General features: G+C 54.4%; 24 protein-coding genes and 2 tRNA genes. 14 read left to right on the plus strand and 12 right to left on the minus strand.

The window, feature by feature from the left end:
• Nucleotides 1-53: 53 nt before the first annotated feature.
• Entirely contained in the window at nucleotides 54-1,130 is a 1,077-nt protein-coding gene (locus FHI25_RS09625) for an alpha/beta hydrolase (RefSeq protein WP_349237997.1), read from the minus strand.
• A gap of 187 nt (nucleotides 1,131-1,317) precedes the next feature.
• On the opposite strand from FHI25_RS09625, the gene FHI25_RS09630 reads away from it, so the two are divergent.
• The 6 genes from FHI25_RS09630 to FHI25_RS09655 all read left to right on the plus strand — a co-directional run bounded on the left by FHI25_RS09630 (nucleotide 1,318) and on the right by FHI25_RS09655 (nucleotide 5,454).
• Nucleotides 1,318-2,532, plus strand: a complete 1,215-nt coding sequence (locus FHI25_RS09630) for an acetoin utilization protein AcuC (protein ID WP_210517162.1) — start codon at nucleotides 1,318-1,320, stop codon at nucleotides 2,530-2,532.
• Nucleotides 2,529-2,975, plus strand: coding sequence for a DUF192 domain-containing protein (locus FHI25_RS09635; RefSeq protein WP_210517166.1), 447 nt, complete (start codon nucleotides 2,529-2,531; stop codon nucleotides 2,973-2,975). Before FHI25_RS09630 ends, FHI25_RS09635 begins: the two co-directional genes overlap by 4 nt.
• A 162-nt stretch (nucleotides 2,976-3,137) precedes the next feature.
• A tRNA-Pro gene (locus FHI25_RS09640) sits at nucleotides 3,138-3,214 on the plus strand.
• 144 nt (nucleotides 3,215-3,358) lie between these two features.
• Entirely contained in the window at nucleotides 3,359-3,652 is a 294-nt protein-coding gene (locus FHI25_RS09645; protein ID WP_063089999.1) for an ETC complex I subunit, read from the plus strand.
• Between the two features lie 142 nt (nucleotides 3,653-3,794).
• Nucleotides 3,795-3,871: transfer RNA gene (locus tag FHI25_RS09650), tRNA-Arg, on the plus strand.
• Between the two features lie 245 nt (nucleotides 3,872-4,116).
• Nucleotides 4,117-5,454: a hypothetical protein gene (locus FHI25_RS09655; protein ID WP_210517169.1), complete on the plus strand. Its 1,338-nt coding sequence runs from the start codon at nucleotides 4,117-4,119 to the stop codon at nucleotides 5,452-5,454.
• A gap of 20 nt (nucleotides 5,455-5,474) precedes the next feature.
• On the opposite strand, the gene FHI25_RS09660 is transcribed toward FHI25_RS09655, so the two are convergent.
• From FHI25_RS09660 to hisI, 4 genes are all read right to left on the minus strand, one after another.
• Entirely contained in the window at nucleotides 5,475-6,137 is a 663-nt protein-coding gene (locus FHI25_RS09660) for a YitT family protein (RefSeq protein WP_210517173.1), read from the minus strand.
• Nucleotides 6,138-6,333: 196 nt separating this feature from the next.
• Nucleotides 6,334-7,164, minus strand: a complete 831-nt coding sequence (locus FHI25_RS09665) for an aldo/keto reductase (protein ID WP_210517176.1) — start codon at nucleotides 7,162-7,164, stop codon at nucleotides 6,334-6,336.
• Nucleotides 7,165-7,500: 336 nt separating this feature from the next.
• Nucleotides 7,501-8,613 carry a GTP-binding protein gene (locus FHI25_RS09670; protein WP_210517180.1) on the minus strand — a complete coding sequence of 371 codons (1,113 nt, stop codon included), beginning with the start codon at nucleotides 8,611-8,613 and terminating at the stop codon, nucleotides 7,501-7,503.
• 46 nt (nucleotides 8,614-8,659) lie between these two features.
• Nucleotides 8,660-9,058 (minus strand): phosphoribosyl-AMP cyclohydrolase, encoded by a 399-nt coding sequence (hisI, locus tag FHI25_RS09675; RefSeq protein ID WP_210517183.1) that lies wholly within the window; start codon nucleotides 9,056-9,058, stop codon nucleotides 8,660-8,662.
• A 151-nt stretch (nucleotides 9,059-9,209) separates the two neighbouring features.
• Here hisI and FHI25_RS09680 point away from each other — a divergent pair, with 151 nt between their 5' ends.
• From FHI25_RS09680 to FHI25_RS09695, 4 genes are read left to right on the plus strand one after another with little or no spacing between them, the layout of a single operon-like run.
• The gene (locus FHI25_RS09680; protein WP_008890884.1) at nucleotides 9,210-9,686 is read left to right on the plus strand and encodes a Fur family transcriptional regulator; all 477 of its coding nucleotides are present in this window, start codon (nucleotides 9,210-9,212) and stop codon (nucleotides 9,684-9,686) included.
• On the plus strand, nucleotides 9,667-10,509 hold the full coding sequence (znuC, locus tag FHI25_RS09685; RefSeq protein ID WP_210517186.1) for a zinc ABC transporter ATP-binding protein ZnuC: 843 nt from the start codon (nucleotides 9,667-9,669) through the stop codon (nucleotides 10,507-10,509). The genes FHI25_RS09680 and znuC overlap by 20 nt, the downstream gene beginning before the upstream one ends.
• Entirely contained in the window at nucleotides 10,506-11,312 is an 807-nt protein-coding gene (locus tag FHI25_RS09690) for a metal ABC transporter permease (protein WP_210517189.1), read from the plus strand. The genes znuC and FHI25_RS09690 overlap by 4 nt, the downstream gene beginning before the upstream one ends.
• Before the next feature lie 15 nt (nucleotides 11,313-11,327).
• Nucleotides 11,328-11,801 carry a hypothetical protein gene (locus FHI25_RS09695; RefSeq protein WP_210517192.1) on the plus strand — a complete coding sequence of 158 codons (474 nt, stop codon included), beginning with the start codon at nucleotides 11,328-11,330 and terminating at the stop codon, nucleotides 11,799-11,801.
• 138 nt (nucleotides 11,802-11,939) lie between these two features.
• Here the strand turns inward: FHI25_RS09695 and metC are convergent, their stop codons facing one another.
• Nucleotides 11,940-13,124, minus strand: a complete 1,185-nt coding sequence (gene metC, locus FHI25_RS09700; protein WP_210517195.1) for a cystathionine beta-lyase — start codon at nucleotides 13,122-13,124, stop codon at nucleotides 11,940-11,942.
• Nucleotides 13,125-13,292: 168 nt separating this feature from the next.
• Between metC and FHI25_RS09705 the strand changes: the two genes are divergently transcribed.
• Complete coding sequence (locus tag FHI25_RS09705) at nucleotides 13,293-14,249, plus strand: threonine/serine dehydratase (protein WP_210517198.1); 957 nt, start codon at nucleotides 13,293-13,295, stop codon at nucleotides 14,247-14,249.
• Nucleotides 14,250-14,378: 129 nt separating this feature from the next.
• Here FHI25_RS09705 and rpmF read toward each other — a convergent pair whose 3' ends face one another.
• The 5 genes from rpmF to FHI25_RS09730 form a co-directional block, all read right to left on the minus strand.
• Complete coding sequence (gene rpmF, locus FHI25_RS09710) at nucleotides 14,379-14,558, minus strand: 50S ribosomal protein L32 (RefSeq protein ID WP_007090029.1); 180 nt, start codon at nucleotides 14,556-14,558, stop codon at nucleotides 14,379-14,381.
• A gap of 41 nt (nucleotides 14,559-14,599) precedes the next feature.
• Complete coding sequence (locus FHI25_RS09715) at nucleotides 14,600-15,286, minus strand: GNAT family N-acetyltransferase (protein ID WP_210517201.1); 687 nt, start codon at nucleotides 15,284-15,286, stop codon at nucleotides 14,600-14,602.
• Nucleotides 15,283-15,801 (minus strand): GNAT family N-acetyltransferase, encoded by a 519-nt coding sequence (locus tag FHI25_RS09720; protein ID WP_210517203.1) that lies wholly within the window; start codon nucleotides 15,799-15,801, stop codon nucleotides 15,283-15,285. The genes FHI25_RS09715 and FHI25_RS09720 overlap by 4 nt, the downstream gene beginning before the upstream one ends.
• A 44-nt stretch (nucleotides 15,802-15,845) precedes the next feature.
• Nucleotides 15,846-16,703 (minus strand): 3-mercaptopyruvate sulfurtransferase, encoded by an 858-nt coding sequence (gene sseA / locus FHI25_RS09725; protein WP_210517206.1) that lies wholly within the window; start codon nucleotides 16,701-16,703, stop codon nucleotides 15,846-15,848.
• A 168-nt stretch (nucleotides 16,704-16,871) separates the two neighbouring features.
• Entirely contained in the window at nucleotides 16,872-17,582 is a 711-nt protein-coding gene (locus tag FHI25_RS09730) for an alanyl-tRNA editing protein (RefSeq protein WP_210517209.1), read from the minus strand.
• A gap of 271 nt (nucleotides 17,583-17,853) precedes the next feature.
• Here FHI25_RS09730 and FHI25_RS09735 point away from each other — a divergent pair, with 271 nt between their 5' ends.
• From FHI25_RS09735 to FHI25_RS09745, 3 genes are all read left to right on the plus strand, one after another.
• Complete coding sequence (locus tag FHI25_RS09735) at nucleotides 17,854-18,513, plus strand: hypothetical protein (protein WP_210517212.1); 660 nt, start codon at nucleotides 17,854-17,856, stop codon at nucleotides 18,511-18,513.
• Nucleotides 18,514-18,600: 87 nt separating this feature from the next.
• Nucleotides 18,601-19,128, plus strand: a complete 528-nt coding sequence (locus tag FHI25_RS09740) for a hypothetical protein (protein ID WP_040823776.1) — start codon at nucleotides 18,601-18,603, stop codon at nucleotides 19,126-19,128.
• Between the two features lie 301 nt (nucleotides 19,129-19,429).
• Nucleotides 19,430-19,708: a tyrosyl-tRNA synthetase gene (locus FHI25_RS09745; protein WP_210517215.1), complete on the plus strand. Its 279-nt coding sequence runs from the start codon at nucleotides 19,430-19,432 to the stop codon at nucleotides 19,706-19,708.
• Nucleotides 19,709-19,756: 48 nt separating this feature from the next.
• Here FHI25_RS09745 and FHI25_RS09750 read toward each other — a convergent pair whose 3' ends face one another.
• Entirely contained in the window at nucleotides 19,757-20,920 is a 1,164-nt protein-coding gene (locus FHI25_RS09750; protein WP_246879022.1) for a PA0069 family radical SAM protein, read from the minus strand.
• Nucleotides 20,921-21,068 lie beyond the last annotated feature (148 nt).

Here is a 21,068-nt window from a genome sequence, read left to right on the forward strand (position 1 = left end):
CCGTACGGGGTCGAAGCGTCAATCACCCTGCAATTTGATCTTCGGGCGTCGGGTTAGGGGCGGGCAACCACCTGCTTGATCCAGCCTGCGATCTTGTCAAACGTACCGGGCGCATAGGCATACCGGCCAAGGGCGACATAAAGCATTTGGCGGGATGTCGGCATCTCGCTAATGAGTTGGTAGTTAAACAAATTGCTTCTAAGCAGCCCGTGCGTGGCATCGGGGATGACAACCACCTCATTTTCAGGATGTCGACCGATCAGGATATCGCGATAGATGTCCGCATCGGATTTTGCATCCACATTCAGATCATCATGCCCCCACATGGCAAGTGTTGGTGTTTCAATCTGTGCCAGGTCGGCTTTTGCGTCAGATGCAATATTGCGTTTTACAAATCCGAACCGGTCCGATGCCATCGGTGACGGATCATTGGTATTTGCAAGGTAGGTTTCGTAACTTGCATCGGGCGCAAAGATCACGGTGTCCCGGACGTGGTTGCGTTCGAGCTGACGGGTGATATCGGTTTTTGTTGCGCCACCTGCCAGCAGGCGTTGGCGTGTATAAAAATCACCCTGGTCTTGCCAGTTCACCGCCCCGCCAATGATGACGTTAAAGGCATTGTCCGGGATCATCCGCGACGCTTTGGGGAACACCCAGCCCGCCTGGGAAAAACCGATAAAGCCGATTTGCTGTCGGCTTCCGGGATGGGCCGTTTTGATTGCGTCATACGCCGCAACGGCTTCGTTTGCGCGGTCATTCATCGATTGCGAACGCCAGTTTCCCGTGCTTTCGCCGACGCCGGCCTTGTCCCAGCTGTAAATGCCGATCCCGCGATCGAGCAGGGCATTGATCAGGGGTAAATAGCCATCGCCCGCAAAGCGGTCCTGCGGACCATCGCCATGAAGCAGAAGGGCAATCGGGCCTGTATGCTGCGCATCTGGCAAGATCAGGCTGCCAGACAGAACAGCATCTTCGTGTGCAAAGCTGATCTGTTCAGTCGGGCGGTTGCTGATATCAAAGTCAGACAATCCGATTAGTGCAAGACTTCCGGGAACAGCAACAAGCAGCACAAACAGAACAATCGCCACCCTGACAAGGCGGCGGTAACGAATGCGGCGGGGCGATGGCACGGCACAGCCTTTCAGGTCGGTGACAGCAAGGGCGATTTGGCAGTGTTCGCAGATTGCGAGAAGTCAGGGTGCCCGTCAATTGCCTTGCAACCGGTTATGTCGATGAAATCAGGTGTTTAGCCCAAAAGCATCCGGATCATAAGTGCAAGGCCCTAGGTCCTGAGCCTGGAATTGCACAAAACAGAACTTGAAAGAGCATCATGAAACGGTCAATGCTTTCGGCACTGCAACCAAATCTGCCTTGCGTGCCATTGTGATCCTTTCAGACGAGATACCTGACCACCGTATTGCCGGTCCTGCCCCGCGCATGATTGCGGCCGAGATTTATCGTGGCTCAAGCTATGGTCCCAAGCATCCGCTGGCGATCCCGCGTGTATCGCTGGTGGTTGATATGGTGCATGCGCTGGGCTGGGTGGATGAAACCACCTATTTGACAGGGCCGGTGGCAACGCCCGACCAGCTCGCGCGGTTCCATGACCCGGACTATATCGCCGCCGTCATGCAGGCCGAGCGCGATCAAGCGCTGCCCGTCGAGATGATGGAGCGGTTTGGTCTGGGCAAGAATGGCAATCCGATCTATCCGGAAATTTTCCGGCGTCCGGCGACTGCCGCCGGATCATCGGTGATGGCGGCCAACCTGATCAAGGATGGCGGGATCATTCATCATCCGGCAGGGGGCACCCATCACGGTTTGCGCGATCGGGCATCGGGGTTCTGTTACTTCAACGATCCGGTTCTGGGTATTTATGCCTTGCTCGATAGCGGGTTGGACCGGGTGCTTTATGTTGATATTGACGCCCATCACGGCGACGGGGTGCAGATTGCCTTTGCCGAGGATGAACGTGTTCTGACCGTCTCCATCCATCAGGAAGACCTGTGGCCCAAGACCGGCGCAATTGATGACATTGCAGGCGGCATGGCGCGCAACCTTCCGATGCCGGGCGGCATGCATGATGACGAGATGCGTTTCATTCTTTTTGAATATTTGATTCCGCTTGGATTAAGTTTTACACCCCAAGCTATTGTTTTACAATGTGGATGTGATACTCTTGCAGAGGATCCACTGTCCAGACAGCTTTTGGGCAATCAGTCGATCTGGGAAGTCGTGGGGGCGATGACCCGATTGGCGCCCCGAAGCCTTGTTCTTGGCGGCGGAGGATATAGTCCATATGGCGTTGCACGCTGTTGGTCCGGGGTGTGGGCAACCATTAACGGGATCGAAATACCTGATGTGTTACCCATCACAGCGGAAAATATCCTGCGTGTCATAAAATGGGCGCATAGTCGTGGAAGACAGCCGGCAAGTGAGTTGTTCACAACGCTTGCGGATCCATGGCGGGGTGGCGCCATCCGGGACGAGGTCCGGGAGCGCGTCAAAAGACTAAGAGGATATGGGGTATGAAGTCGTTCTTTCAGATGGCTTTGGTTGTGTGCTTTGTCAGCGCGGCGGTTGTTGCCGGGCTGAATGCAAAGGCAACCGGTTATGAACGGTCGCGTCTTCTTGTTGATGGCGAAGTGTTCAATGTTGAACTGGCCATCACACCCGAAGAAAGGTCACGCGGCCTGATGTTCCGTACCGAAATGGCTGAAGACGCCGGAATGCTGTTTGATTTCGGCGGACCACGCGACATTTCGATGTGGATGAAAAACACCTTTATCTCGCTTGATATGCTGTTCATTGCAACCGACGGCACGATTGTCGGTATTGAAAAACGCACCGTGCCGCAATCGGAAACCATCATTCCGTCGCCAAGGCCTGTGCGCTTTGTGCTTGAACTCAATGGTGGCTCGTCTGACCGGATGGGGTTTGAGGTTGGTGAAAAGGTCGAGGGACTGCCGCGCTAGGCCACGCCATCGACACGCCACACAATCAATCAGCAATAGCAAGGCCGCAGGTGATATCTGCGGCCTTTGGTTTTTGCGTCGGTTTTTGTGTCATATTTTCGAGAAAAACACGTAATGCGGTCTTGCCCACCCAGCAAGATGGTGCTAAATCCACATCCGCGTCGGGGAGTAGCGCAGTCTGGTAGCGTACCTGCTTTGGGAGCAGGGGGTCGCGAGTTCGAATCTCGCCTTCCCGACCATTTCCCCTTTTATCGTTTTTCGGATGCCCAACGGGATTTCCAAGTCACGATAAAAGGTGTAAAAGATGAACTGATAGCAGGGGTTAGAGAGACCCGTTTAACTGCCATCATCATCTTATCCCGAAGGTCAAGACGAGGGTCCCGATGAAGGTCCGTGTTTACAAACCTGCCAAGAACGCCATGCAGTCCGGTCAGGCTGCGACCAAGCACTGGGTCATGGAATTTGAACCGGGTGCGAAAAAGGTCGCGGATCAGCTGATGGGCTGGATCGGTTCGACCGACACCCGAGGTCAGGTCCGCATGTATTTCGAAACCCTCGAAGAAGCGCAGGCGTTTGCCGCCAAGCACAAGCTGATCGCGGACATCGAAATGCCGAAGCCGCGCAAACTTCAGCTCAAGGCCTATGCCGACAACTTCGCATTCAAACGCGTCGTCTGATCTGGCACTTGCCATCGGTATTTGACCAATTCTCGGGGCGGATTTCCGCCCCGTTTCGTCTGACAGGGGACGTTAAATCCTGAAATCATATCGGGCAGGCGCCCAATGCCATGCCCCGGGGTTCGTAACCACCCCACCCAGCGGTCCCTTAGCTCAACTGGATAGAGCAACAGACTTCTAATCTGTAGGTTGCAGGTTCGAGTCCTGCAGGGATCGCCATTTTTCTTCATTTAAACAATCTGGAATTGGCTAATTTGGTTGGCAGTTGGCCAATCAGTTATGACTGTTGCGTAGTCTCCAGAAAAAGTGTGATTTCGATCTTAATAGTTGGCGGCCTACGCCAAACTTTAGGAAGCGAAAAGTAGAACTGATCACTCTGCATCTATCAATCTATGGTTGATTTAATTTTCCTTTATATTCATGCTGTGCAATTGCTTTTACCTGCTTAAGCGGAGGTTGTTGGGATGCGCAGTTTGCCATTGGTTGCACTCATTTTGTTGTCCGGTTGCAGTAGTTCACAACTTGTCTCTTCTGAGGCCGGTGCCCCGTCTGAAACATCACCCCCAAGCGTTGCAGTTGAGACGACCAGCAGCACCATTAACGTTGAGCAGGCTCCACTTGTACCAAGTCAATTGAGTTCGGGAGCGCAAGAGAGAGTCTTGAATGTTACGCCGCACATCCTAGTTGAAAGGAACACTTCTGGGCAGACTGTGGACTTCTGGGATGATACCTATACCCGAGTTAGGGTCACAGCCAAGACGCTTGGCAATGCCCCCAGCGGACTAGGCGTTGATCGGAACTATGATGCCGAAAGACGAAACGCCATTGCGCGTTTCTTTGTCGGGAAGACACTTTCGGCCAATTTGACCTTCAGAGTGGATATCAGCGGAGAACGTCCTGCATTTTCTTCGGTAGTACCGGTTGTCGCAATGTCCCACATTAGTAACAGCGAAACCGGCGAAGCGTGGTCCACCGACATCTATGGTCAGTCCGTAAACAAACTGGTCCGCATTCGGGCAGGCTCTAAAATTAGCGTTGGCGTCGAGCTGGCGCGTTCTAAGAGTGCAGATAGCCAGATCATTCAGAGTGCACTTAACGTGGCGAGGGAGGCAACTAAGGTTATTGCTCCTGAGTCCGACTTGCTTACAACGTTTACGAAAAACTCGGCAGATAAAGAAGCAAAAATCTGGGATAGCGCTCTTGGTAAATTGTTCTCTCAAAGCTTGAGTGAGAAAGTTCTTTCAGACAGCTTGTTGCATGAATTCTTGCCGGACACGCCCATTGTTTCAGTCCAACTCAGGTTGCCCAGAAATCTTGATAGCAATGGTCTGAATGACGCTATGGAAATTGGCAGTTGGGATGTGTCATTGGACTGTCCAACGCGCTCCTTGTTCATCCCAGCAAGAAGAGTTGCAAGTGGCAACTCACAAGCAGTGACCTGTCAAGTTCAAGTAAAGGATATTCCGGCAGACTTTAAGCTCTCTCCTGAGCGGGTTCTTGGGTATCCGCTGTCTGATAATACTACAATCTACAGCTATCTGTTGGCTTCCCCTGAGTTCAATACCAGACTTCAGGACGTCGCAGCCGCAACAAGTCAGACGTTGCCAGCAGAAGCAAAGAAAATGTGCTCGGCGATACTTGGTGCAGGAGAGGGGCTAGGTCTTACGCGTATAGACAGCAATTTATTACTGTGGGCTGTTACTCAGCGGTTCCCGATAACGGCAAAAGAGAGCGCCATCCGCACAGCGTGTTATGAGAGTTATCAAACAATAAGCCAATCTTTGACTGCAAATAATCAGTAGCTCGGCTGCTCGGGGCGATATTACCTTGCCGCCAAATACCGTCCCGGACGGTGGTTCAGCGCAATGATCAGGTTGAGGATGACAGCGCCCAGGATCGAGAGCAGGACCTTTTCGAAGGGCAGGGTCAGGAAGGCGCAGACGAGGATCACCATATCAACGGCGAGCTGGAAGTAACCGGCGCGGATGTTGAAGTTTTCCTGCAGATAGAGGGCCAGGATATTGACCCCGCCAAGGCCGGCGCGATGGCGAAACAGCATGAGCAGGCCAATCCCCATCAGCGCACCCCCGGCAACCGCGGCATAGATCGGGTTGAGCGTGTTGAACTCCACCAGTATGGGGGTCAACTTAGAGAAGGCCGAGACCAGACCAACGGCGATGAAGGTCTTGATGGTGAAGGCCTTGCCCATGCGCTTATACGCCAGCCAGTAAAACGGCAGGTTGATCACAAAGAAGATCACGCCAAATGACAGCCCGGTGGCATGTTCAATCAAAAGCGCGGCCCCGGCGGTACTGCCGGTGACAAGGATGCTTTCGCTATAGAGCGTGACGCCAAGCGACACCACCATGGTGCCCAGCAACAGGGCCAGCACATCCTCATACGGGCGATGGGCGATATCGTCCTTTTTGGGTGTTTCGCTGGTTGCGGCCGGGTCGGTTTTACCGTTGGTGTTTGCGGTGCTCATAAGCGGTTTGCTGCCAGTTGGTTGATTAGATTGAATTAAAATACGCTTTTCGCAAGTGCGAAACAAGCCGTGGGCAAGATCGCGGCGTAAATCGCGTGTTTTTGATGTAACGGCATCGCCAAACGCAAAAGACCGGCTTAAAGCAAGCCGGTCTTGGTAATTTTGTATGTTTGTTCGCCGTTAAGCCGGATGGTGATCAGGCGGCCTTGTCCCATTCCGGGGCGAAAGACGGATCAATCAGGCGACCGTTTGGATTGGCAAGATCATGGATTGCTTCCATGTCGTTTTCCGAAAGTTCGAAATCAAAGATATCGAAATTGGCCGCGGCATTTTTGGGCGAACCCGATTTCGGGATTGCCATGACGCTGTCTTGTTGCAGCAACCAGCGGAGTGTGACCTGCACGGGGGATTTGCCGTATTTTTCACCGATGGCCTTAAGTGTTGCGTCCTTCATGACATTCCCACGTGCAATCGGGCAATAAGCCGTCAGCAGCATGTTATGCGCGCGAACGCTTTCGAGCACCTTGGACTGGTCAAGATAGGGGTGATATTCGACCTGATTGACCGTCAGCGGCGCATCGGTTAGCGACACGGCCTGATCAATCAGGGCAGTCGGGAAGTTTGAAATCCCGATCAGGCGCGTCATGCCAAGGTTTTTGACCTCGTTCAAGGCTGCCATGGTTTCTTCAAGCGGCACGTCATCATTGGGCCAGTGCAGAAGCAACAAATCAACATGGTCCATATCAAGCTTGCGCAGGCTTTCGACCACGGAGGTCTGCAAATCACCGCTTTGGAATTTGTCGTACCAGACCTTGGTGGTCAGGAAGTAGTCATCGCGTGCAAGGCCGGAATTTTTCAGGCCCTGACCAACGCCCTGTTCGTTGTGATACATCTGGGCGGTATCGAAATGGCGATAGCCGATCTTGGCGGCCTCAGCGATCATTTTCGCCGCTTCATCGTTGTTAAGCTCGTAGGTCCCAAAGCCAAGGGCCGGGATTTTAGTGTCCTGCCAGTTCCGGTAAATCATACTGGTGTACCCCCTTGTTTCGTTTGATTGTTGTGATTTTGGGTCTTCGTGGTGTCATGTGCAAATGACGATCCGGTGTCAGTTTGCCCGATTTGCGCCAGATTTAGTGCGGATGTCGCCGATCGCAACCTGTACATCAGGATGGTACGGGCTGTGCAATTGGCGAGAGGCCCGGGGCTGACCCGTGTGCGGCTGGGGATTTTCAGGCAAAGAAAAAGGGCGACCAAATTCTTGGGTCGCCCGAAGTTCAGGACTTAGAGTGAGGCTGTATCAAGCCAAGGACGAGATTGCCGCAATCACCGGCGATGATCCTTGATGTGGCTCAAACGCAGTCGATTATTCTTTGACCGTGTTGCCATCATTGGTTTCGCTGACGGCGGCATTAAGGTGATAAAGCGATTCACGGATCACCTGGGGCCCGAGATCCTTGGTGATGAAGACAATTTTGGACCGGTGGTCGTCACTTGGCCATGCGGGCAGCGATGCGGGTGGGTGGAAAACATGCTGCACGGCATGAATGGCGACAGGCGCATCTTCGCCAACCAGATTAAGGATGCCCTTTACGCGCAACAGGCTTTCGCCGCGCATCTGGGTAAAGATTTCGGCCCAGGTGACAAAGGCATCCCAATGGATCGGTTCGTCAAAGGTGATGCAAAATGACCGGATGTGGTCGTCATGGCGGTTGACGTCGTGGCTGTGATCATGATGGTCTTGATGCTCGTGATCGTCGTGATGATGTGCATGGTCATCGCCATGCTGTTGATAGGCTTCATCACGCAGCCATTTCTGCACATCCATGCTTTTGGTCGCCGGATCATACAGCCCGGCATTAAACAGTTTTGAAACCGCAATGTCGCCATTGACCACCGGATAGATCGGGGCGGCCGGATTGAGTGCGCGCAGGCGGGTTTCAAGTACGGTGCGCGTCGCCTCATCGGCCAGATCGGCCTTGGTCATCAGGATGCGGTCGGCAACAGCGGCCTGCTTGACACTTTCGGGATGATTATCAAGCTGGCCTGCGCCATGGATAGCATCGACCGTGGTCACCACGCTATCAAGGCGGAACTTGGTGGTCAGAAGCGGGTCGGTCATCAGGGTGTGCAGGATCGGGGCCGGGTCGGCAAGGCCGGTGGTTTCAATGATCACCCGATCAAATTCCGGGATTTCACCGCGCGTGCGTTTGACAAACAAATCACGCAGACCCGAAATCAGATCACCGCGCACCGAACAGCAAATGCAGCCGGAATTGAGCAGCACCACATCTTCGGAAACTTCGCGCACCAGAAGATGATCCAGCCCGATTTCACCGAACTCGTTAATCAGCACCGCCGTCTTATCCATGCCATCCTGTGTCAGCAGGACATTCAAAAGCGTGGTCTTGCCACTGCCGAGAAAGCCGGTGATGACAGTTGTGGCGATGCGGTCAAACTGTTCGTTGGAAAGGGCCATGATCAATCAGGTCTTTTGCACTGGGCGTGGGATTTGGGGCGGGGGCCTATTTCTTGCCGTAAAGTTCTTCGGTCGAAATTTCCGGTTCGGAAATCACGACTTCCTTGCCATCGCGGGCGGCGAAATAGAAACAGTTGCGCCGTCCGGTGTGGCAGGCCACACCAATCTGATCGACCTCGACCAGAATGGTATCCATGTCACAGTCATAACGAAAATCGACAAGTTTCTGCACCTGACCGGAGCTTTCACCCTTGCGCCACAGTTTCCCGCGGGAGCGCGAGAAATAACACACCCGGCCGGTTTCAAGGGTTTCAAGCACGGCATCGCGGTTCATCCAGGCCATCATCAGGACTTCGCCGCTGTCATATTGCTGGGCGATTGCCGGAATCAGGCCGTTTTCGTTGAATTTCAGTTTGTCGGCAATCAGTGCATTTGAGCCCGTCATGGGGAAGCTCCGGTCGATGGTGGTTGACTTTTGACGTTCGGCGCGTCAGAAAATGATATATTATAACATTTCATCAGATGCCACGGCTTTTTGAAATCGGTCGGGCCGAAACCGCCGAAACCAGATGGCCGTCGATACGAGATATTAAGCTATGAGCGATCTTTTCCCCAAAAAGGGCCATGATCACGACAGATGTGTGCATAGCGCACTTGCGCAGGCAGAGAAAGTCTGTGACAGCGAAAATGCGCGCTTTACCGACATGCGCCGCAAGGTCTTTACCCTGATCTGGCAATCGCACAAGGCGGTCACGGCCTATGAACTGCTCGATGCGCTGACCGCTGAAGGCCAGCGGGTTCAGCCGCCGACGGTTTATCGTGCGCTGGAATTCCTGACCGAGCTTGGACTGGTGCACAGAATTGAATCGCTTAATGCCTATTTCGGCTGTGACCGGCCCGATTGCGAACATTTGGGGCAGTATTTCATCTGTACTGACTGTGGACGCGTGGCCGAGGCAGTCAACGAAGATATGAGCAACGCGGTGCGCAAGGCCGCCCGCAGTGTCGGTTTTACCATTCAGGCGACCACGGTCGAGATCAAGGGGCTGTGCCATGACTGCGCCACTCATTGAAGGCCGCGACCTGATCCTTTCTTTTGGCAATGAGCGCGTCCTTGATCAGGTATCGCTTGCCATCCATCCGGGCGAGATCATTACCCTGATCGGGCCAAATGGGGCCGGTAAATCAACACTGGTCAAGACGCTTCTGGGCTTGCAGAAGGCCGATAGCGGGGAGGTTATCCGCAAACGCGGGCTTACGATTGGCTATGTGCCGCAAAAGCTTGCCATTGATCAGGTCTTGCCGATGACGGTGAAGCGGTTTCTGAGCCTGACCCGGTCCGTGAGCCGGGCGGATTGCGAAGGCGTTCTGGCGCAGGTCGGGGCAGGGCATGTCATTGATGCGCAAATGAGCCAGCTTTCAGGTGGCGAGACGCAACGTGTGATGCTGGCCCGCACTCTTTTGCTGCGTCCGCATTTGCTGGTGCTTGATGAACCGACGCAGGGCGTGGATGTTTCCGGGCAGGCGGAGCTTTATCGCTTGATTGACGAGATCCGCCGCGAACTTGATTGCGCCGTTCTGATGATTTCGCATGATTTGCATCTGGTGATGGCAAAGACCGATCAGGTGGTGTGTTTCAATCGCCATGTCTGTTGTTCGGGCATTCCCGAAACCGTGCGCCAGCATCCGGAATACCGGTCCTTGTTTGGCGTGCGCGAGGCCGATGCGATTGGTATTTATCACCACGAACATGATCACGAACATGATTTGTCGGGCCATGTTGTTGGCGGATGTGGTCACGATCATTCGCATGATCATCATGCACATGGCCATTCACATGATCACGGACATGATCACAATAAAACCGTCAAAGAAGGGGCGGGAACAAACCAATGATGGACGATTTCCTGTTTCGCGCCGTTTTGGGCGGCGTTTTGCTGGCCGTTGTCTGTGGGCCGTTCGGCGCCTTTATCGTCTGGCGGCGCATGGCGTTTTTTGGCGACATGTTGGCGCATACGGCCCTTTTGGGGGTGGCACTTGGTCTTCTGATCGGGGTCGATGTTCGCATTGGCATGATCGCGACGTGTCTGGCGGCGGCCCTCATTTTGGCCTATGGGCAGCGGCAATCGCGGATTGGCAGTGATACGGTGCTGGGCATGCTGGCCCATTCGACCTTGGCACTGGGTATGGTCGCGCTTGCCTTTGTGCAGGGGGTGGCTGTTGATCTGATGGCCTATCTGTTTGGCGATATTCTGGCGGTCAATACCGGGGATATCTTGCTTTTGGCGGTTGGCGGCACCTTTGCACTTGGCATCCTTGCCTGGATGTGGCGGCCGTTGCTTGCGCTGACAGTCAGCCCGGAAATTGCCGCGGCCGAAAGCATCCCGGTCGAACGGCTGCGTTTGATCTTCATGCTTCTAATGGCGCTTGTGATCGGCATGGCGATCAAGATTGTCGGGGTTTTGTTAATTACAGCCCTTCTGATCGTCCCGGCCGCCAGTGCGCGTTTCTTTGCCCGCACACCTGAACAGATGGCGATTGGGGCCGGGCTGTTTGGCGCGGCATCGGTACTGGCGGGGATTTCCCTGTCATGGCATGTCGATACGCCAGCCGGGCCGAGCATCGTGATTTCGGCTGCGTTTCTGTTTGTTTTGACGGCTGGGTTTTCACCTTTGGTGAAAAGACTTGTCGAGCGTTAACACGTGGAGAACGTCATGACCGGCAGAGTGCTTCAGTTTTTTACGGATCTCCTTAGACGGTTCCAAAAACTGATTACTAGTCCTTGTGTTGGTTTACTGACAGTGGTGCCAGTCGGTTTTGCTGCATTGGTTGATTGGCGTTATTTCGGTTACTTCATGGTTGATGGGACGTTGGGGCATTGGTTCGGTGCGCTGAGTTGGTTGGTGGGTAGCTACGACGGTTATCGAACTGGAAGATATCGTTATGCGTGGAGATATCCGCCACCGAAGAGAAATGAGTTGCGACCTTCTCGGGCTTATAGAGACACGGTGGGTGGAGTTTTCCTGATGATTGTAACCTTGTTTCTTTTCGCTGCTGATGGTCCTGTTTCCATTCCTGGTTTGTTGTCCATTGGTACTGTCTCATCCTATGCGGTGACTACGGGGTGGTTCGGATTTGTGCGTCTCCGGGCAAAGAAACAATTTAGAGCATCAAAATCCATAACATGAGATGTGTCTGCCTTTGGCGTTGATCCAAAATTTAGTTGGGTGCGGAAATAGTATTGAGATGGCTCGTTCCGATCCGGTCTAACATAAAAAAACGGCGCGGAAATTCCGCGCCATTTTTCATTCTGCTGAGTGCTGTTTTCAGACCACTTTAAGTCGCGCGAACCCGGCTTCAAGATCAGCGATCAGATCATCGGGGTCTTCAAGGCCGATATGGAGCCGGACCAACTGACCATCGTCGTCCCATTTGGTGGCGGTGCGGATTTTGGTCGGATCAGACGGCAGGATCAGGCTTTCAAAGCCGCCCCAGCTAAAGCCCATACCAAACAGTTCCATGTGATCGACCATATTGGCGAGCCGGGTTTTTTCGACCGGCTGCATGACAAAGGAAAACAGGCCGCAGGCACCAGTGAAATCGCGTTTCCAGATGGCATGGCCCGGATCATCGGGGAGCCCCGGGTGAAGGACGCGTTTTACTTCCGGGCGGGTTTGCAGCCAGTTTGCGACCTTAAGGCCGCTTTCGTGATGCTGTTTCAGGCGCACGGCAAGGGTGCGCAGGCCGCGCTGGGCGAGGTAACAATCATCCGGACCAACCGCGTCACCGGAAATCAGGACCTGCTTCTTGATGGTCAGAAGGTCATCCTCGGTCGCAGTCGTGATGGTGCCCAGCATGACATCGGAATGACCGACAATGTATTTGGTGCCCGCCTGAACCGAGACATCAACACCCAATTCAAACGGGCGACACAGGATCGGGGAAGCCCAGGTGTTATCGAGCATCACCTTCACATTGCGCGCGTGCGCGGCCTTGGCGATTGCCGGGATATCCTGCATTTCAAAGGTCAGTGACCCCGGGCTTTCGCACCAGACAAGGGCAGTGTTATCGCGAATAAGGTCCGCAATGTCGCCGCCAATCGTTGGATCATAATATTCCGTCTCGACCCCGAATTTCTTAAGAAACGTATTGCACAGGTTGCGAGTCGGGAAATAGGTGCTGTCGGTGATCAGGATATGATCGCCGGGCTTCACGAAGGCGAGGATCGCATTGGTAATCGCCGAAACGCCCGATGAAACACATAGCGTGCCATAGCCGCCTTCAAGTTCGGCAACGGCTTCTTCGAGCAGGAAGCGCGTCGGCGTTCCGTGGCGGCCATAGGTCGTTTTTCCGGGGACTGAGGCACCGGCCTTTTCAAGTTCTGCCAGGCTGTCAAACAGGATGGTCGAGGCATGCAGAACCGGCGGGTTGACCACGCCGTGATACTGGCTGGAACGGCGACCGGCATGGACCAGCTTGGTTGCGGTATGTTTGGGGCTTTGCGATGACATAACAGGCGGTTCTCCTTGGGCGCGACGTCTTATGCTTCAAAGACAAACCACCTTGGCGGCGGCCATTCAAGGCTTTTTGCGTCAAAGCCATTGTTAATGCCTGATATCAGGCTATTTTTTACAGGCAATAACAGCAACGAATGACACAGAATACAGCAAGGGGGCCCCGTGATTGAACTTCAGGATTTTCGCACTGCGCGCAAGGCGATATCGGACCATATGCGCCTGACCCCGGTGTTTGCGGCCCGCAATTTTGGCGATACATCCGGCTTTGTCGCGCGTGATCGCATCCCCGAGATGTTCCTGAAACTTGAAAACATGCAGGTCAGTGGGTCTTTCAAGGCACGCGGGGCGATGAATGCGGCACTGGCCCTTGAACCTGAACAAAGATCTGCCGGGCTGTGCACCGCATCTGGCGGCAACCATGGCATGGGAGTGATCAATGCGGCCCGCACACTGGGTGTGCCGGTGAAAATCTTCCTGCCGACCAATACACCACAGCCCAAAGTCAAAAAACTGCGCGCGCAGGGTGTTGACGTGGCTTTGATCGGGGCCGTTTGGGATGACGCCAACCGTGCTGCGATGGAGCACGCGCATGAAAGCGGTATGGCCTATATCCACCCGTTCGCCGATCCCAAGGTGATTGCCGGGCAGGGAACCATCGCGCTTGAGCTTTTAGAACAGCAACCCGACCTCGATACACTGGTGGTGGCGATTGGTGGTGGCGGGCTGATTGCCGGTGTGGCGACAGCCGCACGCTTGTTGCGCCCATCGATCCGGGTGATCGGTGTGGAGCCGACCGGGGCGGCAACCCTGTTTGAAAGCCTTAAGGCCACCGAGGTCGCGACTTTGCCCAGCGTGAATACAGCCGCCACCAGTCTTGCGCCGCGTCAGTCATCGGCACTTAATGTCGATCTGATTGGCAGGAACGTGGATCGCATCGCATTGGTCAGTGATGAAGAAATGCAAAAATCTGCCAGGTGGCTTTGGAAAGAGTTCGGCATTTCCGTTGAGCTTTCCGCCGCCGCTGGTATTGCGGCCGTTATGAATGATCGCCTGGGCGATCCAAATCCGGGGCGGGTCGGGGTGATCGTGTGCGGAACCGGTATGGATGGTTTTGAGTAGGGATAAATAAAAAGGGATGAAACCAAACGGTTTCATCCCTTTTTAAACCAGACGCCAGTCCGATAGGACTGGCGCGGAAATATATAGCGTCGCAAACCGCCAAAGAGCAAAAAGCTCTCCGGTGCGGAATTACATCTTCGGCTCGACCACCTGACGACCACGGTACATACCGGTGTTCGGGTCAATGTGGTGCGGGCGATGCAGTTCGCCGGTCTCTTTGTCTTCGCGGTACGAGCCCTTGGCGAGCTTGTCATGCGAGCGACGCATGCCCTGACGGGACTTGGTCACTTTTTTCTTTGGCACTGCCATGGGTCATCATCCTCTGGCTTGGGTAAACTCAGGCGCGCTTGTTACCGTGCGCGGTCGGGAAAGTCAACGATCAAAGTGTCGGAATCTGCATTATTTGCATTTTCCGGATCACTTTCGCGATCAGGTGTATCGCTCGCGGGATGACCATCATGATCGACATGGTGGTCGATATGCGGGATCAGTCCTGTATCGCGCGGATCATCAACAATATCGGTTCGGCGATCATATATAGCAAATCCTGCCTTTTGGTAAGCCCCAAGTGCACTTGGGTGATCAAGCGTGCAGGTATTGACCGTGATACGGGTGGGTTTGAAGCTCCAGGCGGTATCAATCGCCCAATCCAGTAGGTACTTGCCAAAGCCCTTGCCGATGAATTCCGGCATCAGGCCCATATAGTGCAGATCAATGACGTTGTCAGATTCAAAGTCCGTCAGATCCAGCTCGGCAAAGCCGGCAGGCACACCGGCAACATAAAGCACATAAACATGCGTCTCCGGCTTGGCGAGGATCGCGGAAAGCTCCGTGTCGCTCATCAGGCGGCGTTGCCACCACAGCCAAGGTTCGCCGACCGTATTATATAGGTAGCGATAAAATGACAGGGTCGGGTTTTCAGCCCGGATGATCGCGACCTTGCCGGGCGGGACGATGGCTGGCGCGCGTTCGGGCGGGCTTTGCATTTCAAGGAAGCTGATCACAACTTCCAGCTTGCGCGGATTGGATGGGGTCATTGGACTAAACTCTTGCGCATTATTTTGTTTTGGTGCGGATCAGGATCAGCCTGATCGGTGACGCTTGCTATAAAGTCATAGCCGAGTTTGGCGTAAAAATCACCCGCTGCGGCATTTTCAATTGTGACCCGGATTTCACTTAAGCCCGAAAGACGCAGGATATCCTCGGCCAAGCTTACCAGTTCGCGGCCAATGCCACTGCCTTGGGCGTGCTTGGCGATTGCCAGGTAATGAATCCAGCCAAAGACAGTGTCATGGCCGGTCATCATGGTGGCAAAGATTTGCTGATCATCTGGCATGCGCGCGACAATCAGGCTGCCATTATCAGCCGCAATACAGTTTTCGATATCCTGCCGTGCATCGCGGATCGCCGGGATCAGTCCGGTCGCAATCCAAAGGCGGGTGATGGCGGCAATATCGTCGTTAGTAGGGGCTTTAAGCTGTTCAAGTCTGATGCCCGCGCCATCCGCGGTATTGTTCGTCATATCCGAACCGAACGGGGATGGGGCGGGCATCGGGTTTCTCATTTTAAATGTGTGATACGGACGGGGCAGGATGTTCAGGCCGGGCCGGTATCAACCGGGCTGTCTTCCGTGGTGGCCCATTCTGCCCAAGATCCGTCATAGACAGCGACCTGTTTGTGGCCGGAAATATAGGCTCCCATGGCAAGGACACAGGCGGTAACGCCCGAACCACAACTTGCAACAATCGGCTTGTTAAGATCGACACCTGCTGCGTCGAATGCAGCCTTGATTTCATCCGCCGACTTGAAGGTGCCATCCGAATTCAGAAGTTCGGTAAAGGGCAGGTTGTAGGAGCCGGGAACGTGACCCGATTTGCCCCAAGGGTCGTCAACCTCGCCACGGAACCGTTCGCCTGCGCGGGCATCCACCAGCTGTTCGCGTTTGGTTTTGACGTTCGAGAGAACCTGATCATATTCACGCAGTAAAAAGCTGTTGGCGCGTGCGGTAAAGTGGCGTTCGCGCGGCGGGGTCGGTGCATCGGTGACCGGGCGGCCCTCTGCGATCCATTTCGGCAGGCCGCCATCGAGAACGACAACATCATGATGGCCGAAATGACGCAGCATCCACCATGCACGGCAGGCTGCAAGGGCGGAACCCTTTTGGCTATAGACAACCACACGGACACCATCGCCGAGGCCGAGTTTGCGGACCTTGGCGGAAAACTTGATCGCATCGGGCATCATATGCGGCAGCGGGGCGCTGTCATCGGCGGCGATATCATCGATATCAAAGAAAACCGCACCCGGAATATGTTCAGCGTCATAGAATTCGCGGGCATTCTTGTTTTCGGCTGGCATGTACCAGCTGGCATCGACGACGCGCACGTCCGGTGCATCAAGGTGATCCGCAAGCCATTGGGTGGACACAAGGGCGTCGGAAAGTGGGTTGGTCATGGACAAGCTCCGATTGACGGTGGTGGATTTCCGGTTGGTTCCGGGATTGTTTTAAATTTGGTCCTGAATCTATTTAAATTTGTAACGGTCCTGCCGCTTGCTGGCAACTGGCAGTCAAACCGGATGGTGATGATCCGTATGTTTGCCGGTTGCCAATTACAAATGGCATCAGTCGTCAAATACGATATTGATCCGGCGGTTCTGGCGGCCTTTCTTTTCAATTTTGGAAACCATGACCTTGCCGATCTCGCCGGTTTTGCGCACATGGGTGCCGCCACAGGGTTGGAAATCAATGCCTTCTATGGTGACAGTCCGGATAGAATGTCCGTCCATTGGCGGCTGCACCGACATGGTGCGCACCAGTTCCGGGTTGGCTTTAAGCTCGGCGACGGAGATTTCCCCGTCATAGACATCGGCATCGCGTGCGATCAGTTCGTTAAGCTTTTCACTGATTTCATCCTTGTCGAGCGTGGCGTCCGGCAGATTGAAGTCTAGCCGCGCCTTATGGGCGGCGATGTTGCCACCCGTAACATCACCTTCGATGACAGCACACAAAAGATGCAGGCAGGTGTGAAAGCGCATCAGCTTGTGGCGATTGTCCCAATCAAGTTCGGCTGTGATCGTATCGCCAACCGCGGGCAGGGGATGATCATCGGCAATGATGTGCAAGATACGCCCGGTTTCGCGATCTTTGACCGTGGTAACGACGGGAAGGGCCGTGCCATCGCCAAGGGTTAGTGTGCCGATATCGCCTGATTGGCCGCCAGCGGTTGCGTAAAACACCGTTTGATCAAGTTCGATCCCGCGATCTGAAATGCTGGTGACGGCGGCGTTGCAATTCTTTGCATAGGCGTCTTCGCGAAACATTAGTCGTGTCATGTTTTCTGGTCTCCCGTTGGTGGCGGTTGATGGCGTTCTTGATTTTACCGCCCGGCGTTTGGTGCCGGGGCGTCCGTTCGTCGCGCAGGATTGGTGCGAATGGATTGATTGCCGGGATTATGGTGCGGTGGCGGACCGGCAATTGTCGAGACCAAAGTTACGGTAATCCTTCGGCTGAAATGTAAGTTAGTATACATAAATGTAATATTAATGTTGAAAATTGTACGTAATGTATGATATCGCTGCGGTGTATTTCAGGAGTGATAAAGCCGTGCCAGCCATTATCCATGTCAAGCTTTCCGGCGAAGGGGACTTCGGGCCAGTCGATCTCGAATGTGCGATTCCGCCTGCGCGTTTGCCGGTGGTGATGGCTGCTTTGTTCGGGCAGGCACCGTCTGTGCCGGGAATGGCTGTTGGCGCGGTGCATGGTTCTGTACCTGGTGTTTCGGGTGGTGGTCGCCCGCACGCGAACGGCGCGGTTGATGGCTTCGCCAATGAAAGTGCGGCGGACAAGGTGAATGATCGCGCCGCGACAGCAACCCTTGGCGTGCCAGGGGCGGGCGGGGCGCATGGTGGCATAGGATATGCAGGCGATGCCGCATTTTCCGGCGCAATAGATCCCGGCATGTTCATTACGGGGTATGTTGGCAGTTTTGCCGATCTGGTCGGACGCCTGCAACCACGTGGCTTTGCCGAGATAATCTTGCTGGCGGCAATCTGGCTGCAAGATCGCGATGGCAGGAGTTTTGTAACGCGCGGTGATGTCCGCCGCCTTTTACGCCGCCAGGATCATCTGCGGATGCCGCGCAATTTTAGCCGGGATTTCCATGCGGCCGTGGCAAGAGGCTACCTTGAAGAGGTCGAGGGCGAGGACGGTTACACCGTTGCAGCTGATGGCTTCCGCTGGTTTCGTGATGAGTGTATGAAATAATACAAAAAGTCGAAAAAGATATTGACGTTATGTATGTTTGTTGTATCTTTTTTAGCAGGGACAAACAAAAACGGGTGGGACCAAATCATGAGCGCGTGGGAAGTCAGAAGCAGCTGCCGGGTATGGCGGGGCCGTTATGTCATTCGTGGTGATGTTGATCGTATTGCCAACGACATTGTTGAACTTCAGCAAAACCGGTTCCCGGGGCTTGATGCGGAAAAGGTTTCGCTTCGGGTTGTGACCATGGCGGTGATGTCGGTTCTGGCCGAGGAATGCTGCGAAGACGGGGTGACCGCAGCCGAACTTTCCTTCCTTTTGACCACTTGCCTGGGGATGCCGATTTCGCCAACCCGGATTGAACGGGAAATGGAAGGTCTTTCTGGTCTTGTCTGGACCGGGCAATGGGGTGGTGAAACCCTGTATGTCATGGAAAAACGTGGTTTGCGTTTCTTTGAAAGTGCACGTGCCAGGGCGCTTTGCGAAGATGGAAATGTGAACGCCAAGGACCGCGAAGGTGTGGCCGCCAGCGAAGCACAGGACGCGGTGAATGCCATGATTGATCCCGCCATCATCAGCGAGCCGGCAGTGCATGCCCGCTATCGGGTTGTCAGCTAGGATCTTCGCTTACAGGTCAGACTATCAATGTTTCGTGCACCCGCCTGTTTTGCTGGCGGGTGTTTTTCTTTGGCGTGGAGGGTGGTCAACAAGCGGCTTGACCAAACGAAAAAAGCGCCATATGCATTAAAGCATGGAAAACATTATTACACATCAGAACGCCTATTTTACGTCGTGCACATAGCGCGGCGCCTGTTGATGTGTTTGTAAATTAAACCAAGACCGGCTGCCCCAGGGCGGCCTTTGTTTTTTCCATAAACCGGTTTGCCCGAGGTGGCCCTACCAACAAGGAAACCGGAAAATGACCCATATCTCTCTTGCTGATCGCATGCCGACACTTGATTTCACGCCCAACGCCCTGAAGGACGGGATCGGGGTGGTGCCGCTTATTCTGATGGCGGGCTTTGCCGAGACCACTACGGCGGCAAGTGAACTGGTCGCACGTGGTGCTGTCACCATCGAAGGCAAACAGATCATTGATCCCGACCATCATATCCTGAGCTACGCCTTTGATGATGGCGAAGTGCTGCGGCTCACGGTTGGGGGCAAAAGCACGATGCTGATCCGGCGCGCGGACTGATCCGGATGGGTTATCTGTTGCGGGATATGGGCGATGTTGCTGCTGATGTCAGAACAGCGACATTTGCCCGCTCGCGCTGGGACGTTTGAAGCCGCTGCAATCAAGGTTGAGGGATCTGTTGGTCAGGCCATGCTTTTTGCGCGCAGCGTCAAAGCGTTTGGCGATCAGATCGGCAATCGGGCCGGTGCCGCGCATGCGGGTGCCAAATTCCGATTGATAGATTTGACCATCACGCATCTGACGGATCAATGACATCACCTTGGCCTTGCGGTCGGGGTAATGGGCCTCCAGCCATTCTTCGAACAGATCGGCGATTTCGAGCGGCAGGCGCAAGACGATGTGACCAATCGATTGCGCACCGGCGTCCTTGCAGGCCGACACGATCTTTTCGATCTCCGTATCATTCAGGCCCGGAATAACCGGCGCGCACAGGACGGTGACCGGAATGCCCGCATCTGAGAGTTTTCGGATGGCCTCAAGCCGGCAGTGCGGGGCAGAGGCGCGCGGTTCCAGAAGGTTTGACAGCCGGTGATCAAGGCTTGTGACGGATACGGCCACCGATGCCCGGTTTCGGGCGGCCATCGGGGCGATCAGGTCAATGTCACGGGTGACCAACGCGCTTTTGGTAATCAGTGAAAAGGGATGCTGACAGTCTGACAGGACTTCAATGATCGACCGCGTCAGTTTCTTGTCGCGATCGACTGGCTGATAGGGATCAGTGCTTGTGCCGATCACAATCGGGGCGGGTTGATAAGTCTTTGATGAGAGTTGCTTGCGCAGAAGCTGGGCGGCCTCTGGCTTCCAGAAAAGACGCGTTTCAAAATCAAGACCGGGGGACAAGCCCAGATAGGCATGGGTCGGGCGCGCAAAGCAATACACACAGCCATGCTCACACCCGCGATAAGGGTTGATGGAGCGATCAAACGGCACATCGGGGCTTTGATTGCGGGTGATCACAGAACGCGCCCCATCAATGCCAAGGGTCGTTTTGATCCGGGGTGGTTCCTGTTCTTCAAGCCGGTGTGACGTCCAGCCATCATCAACTGCCTGATGGATATGTCTTTCAAACCGGCCATCAATATTTGAAACAGCCCCGCGTCCCTTTTGCGCGCGGACAGGCAAGACGTTTTGGTCATGATCCGGGCGCGTCCGGTCATCACCAAAAGCCGTGTTGTCGGTGTTTTGTTCCATGAAGGCGGTTTGGTTTTGCATGCAAACAACGTATAGAACAAAATAGGAACATTCAAGTGGAAACCGATAAAGCATCAAGCCTGAGATCTGCCGTGTTCCGGATTGCAGCGATACAATTGTTTGCTTGTCGGAAAATCAGATAGACCTATAGTCCAAGAAGGTTTTACGG

The organism is Thalassospira sp. ER-Se-21-Dark (genome assembly GCF_017922435.1).
Taxonomy (GTDB): domain Bacteria; phylum Pseudomonadota; class Alphaproteobacteria; order Rhodospirillales; family Thalassospiraceae; genus Thalassospira.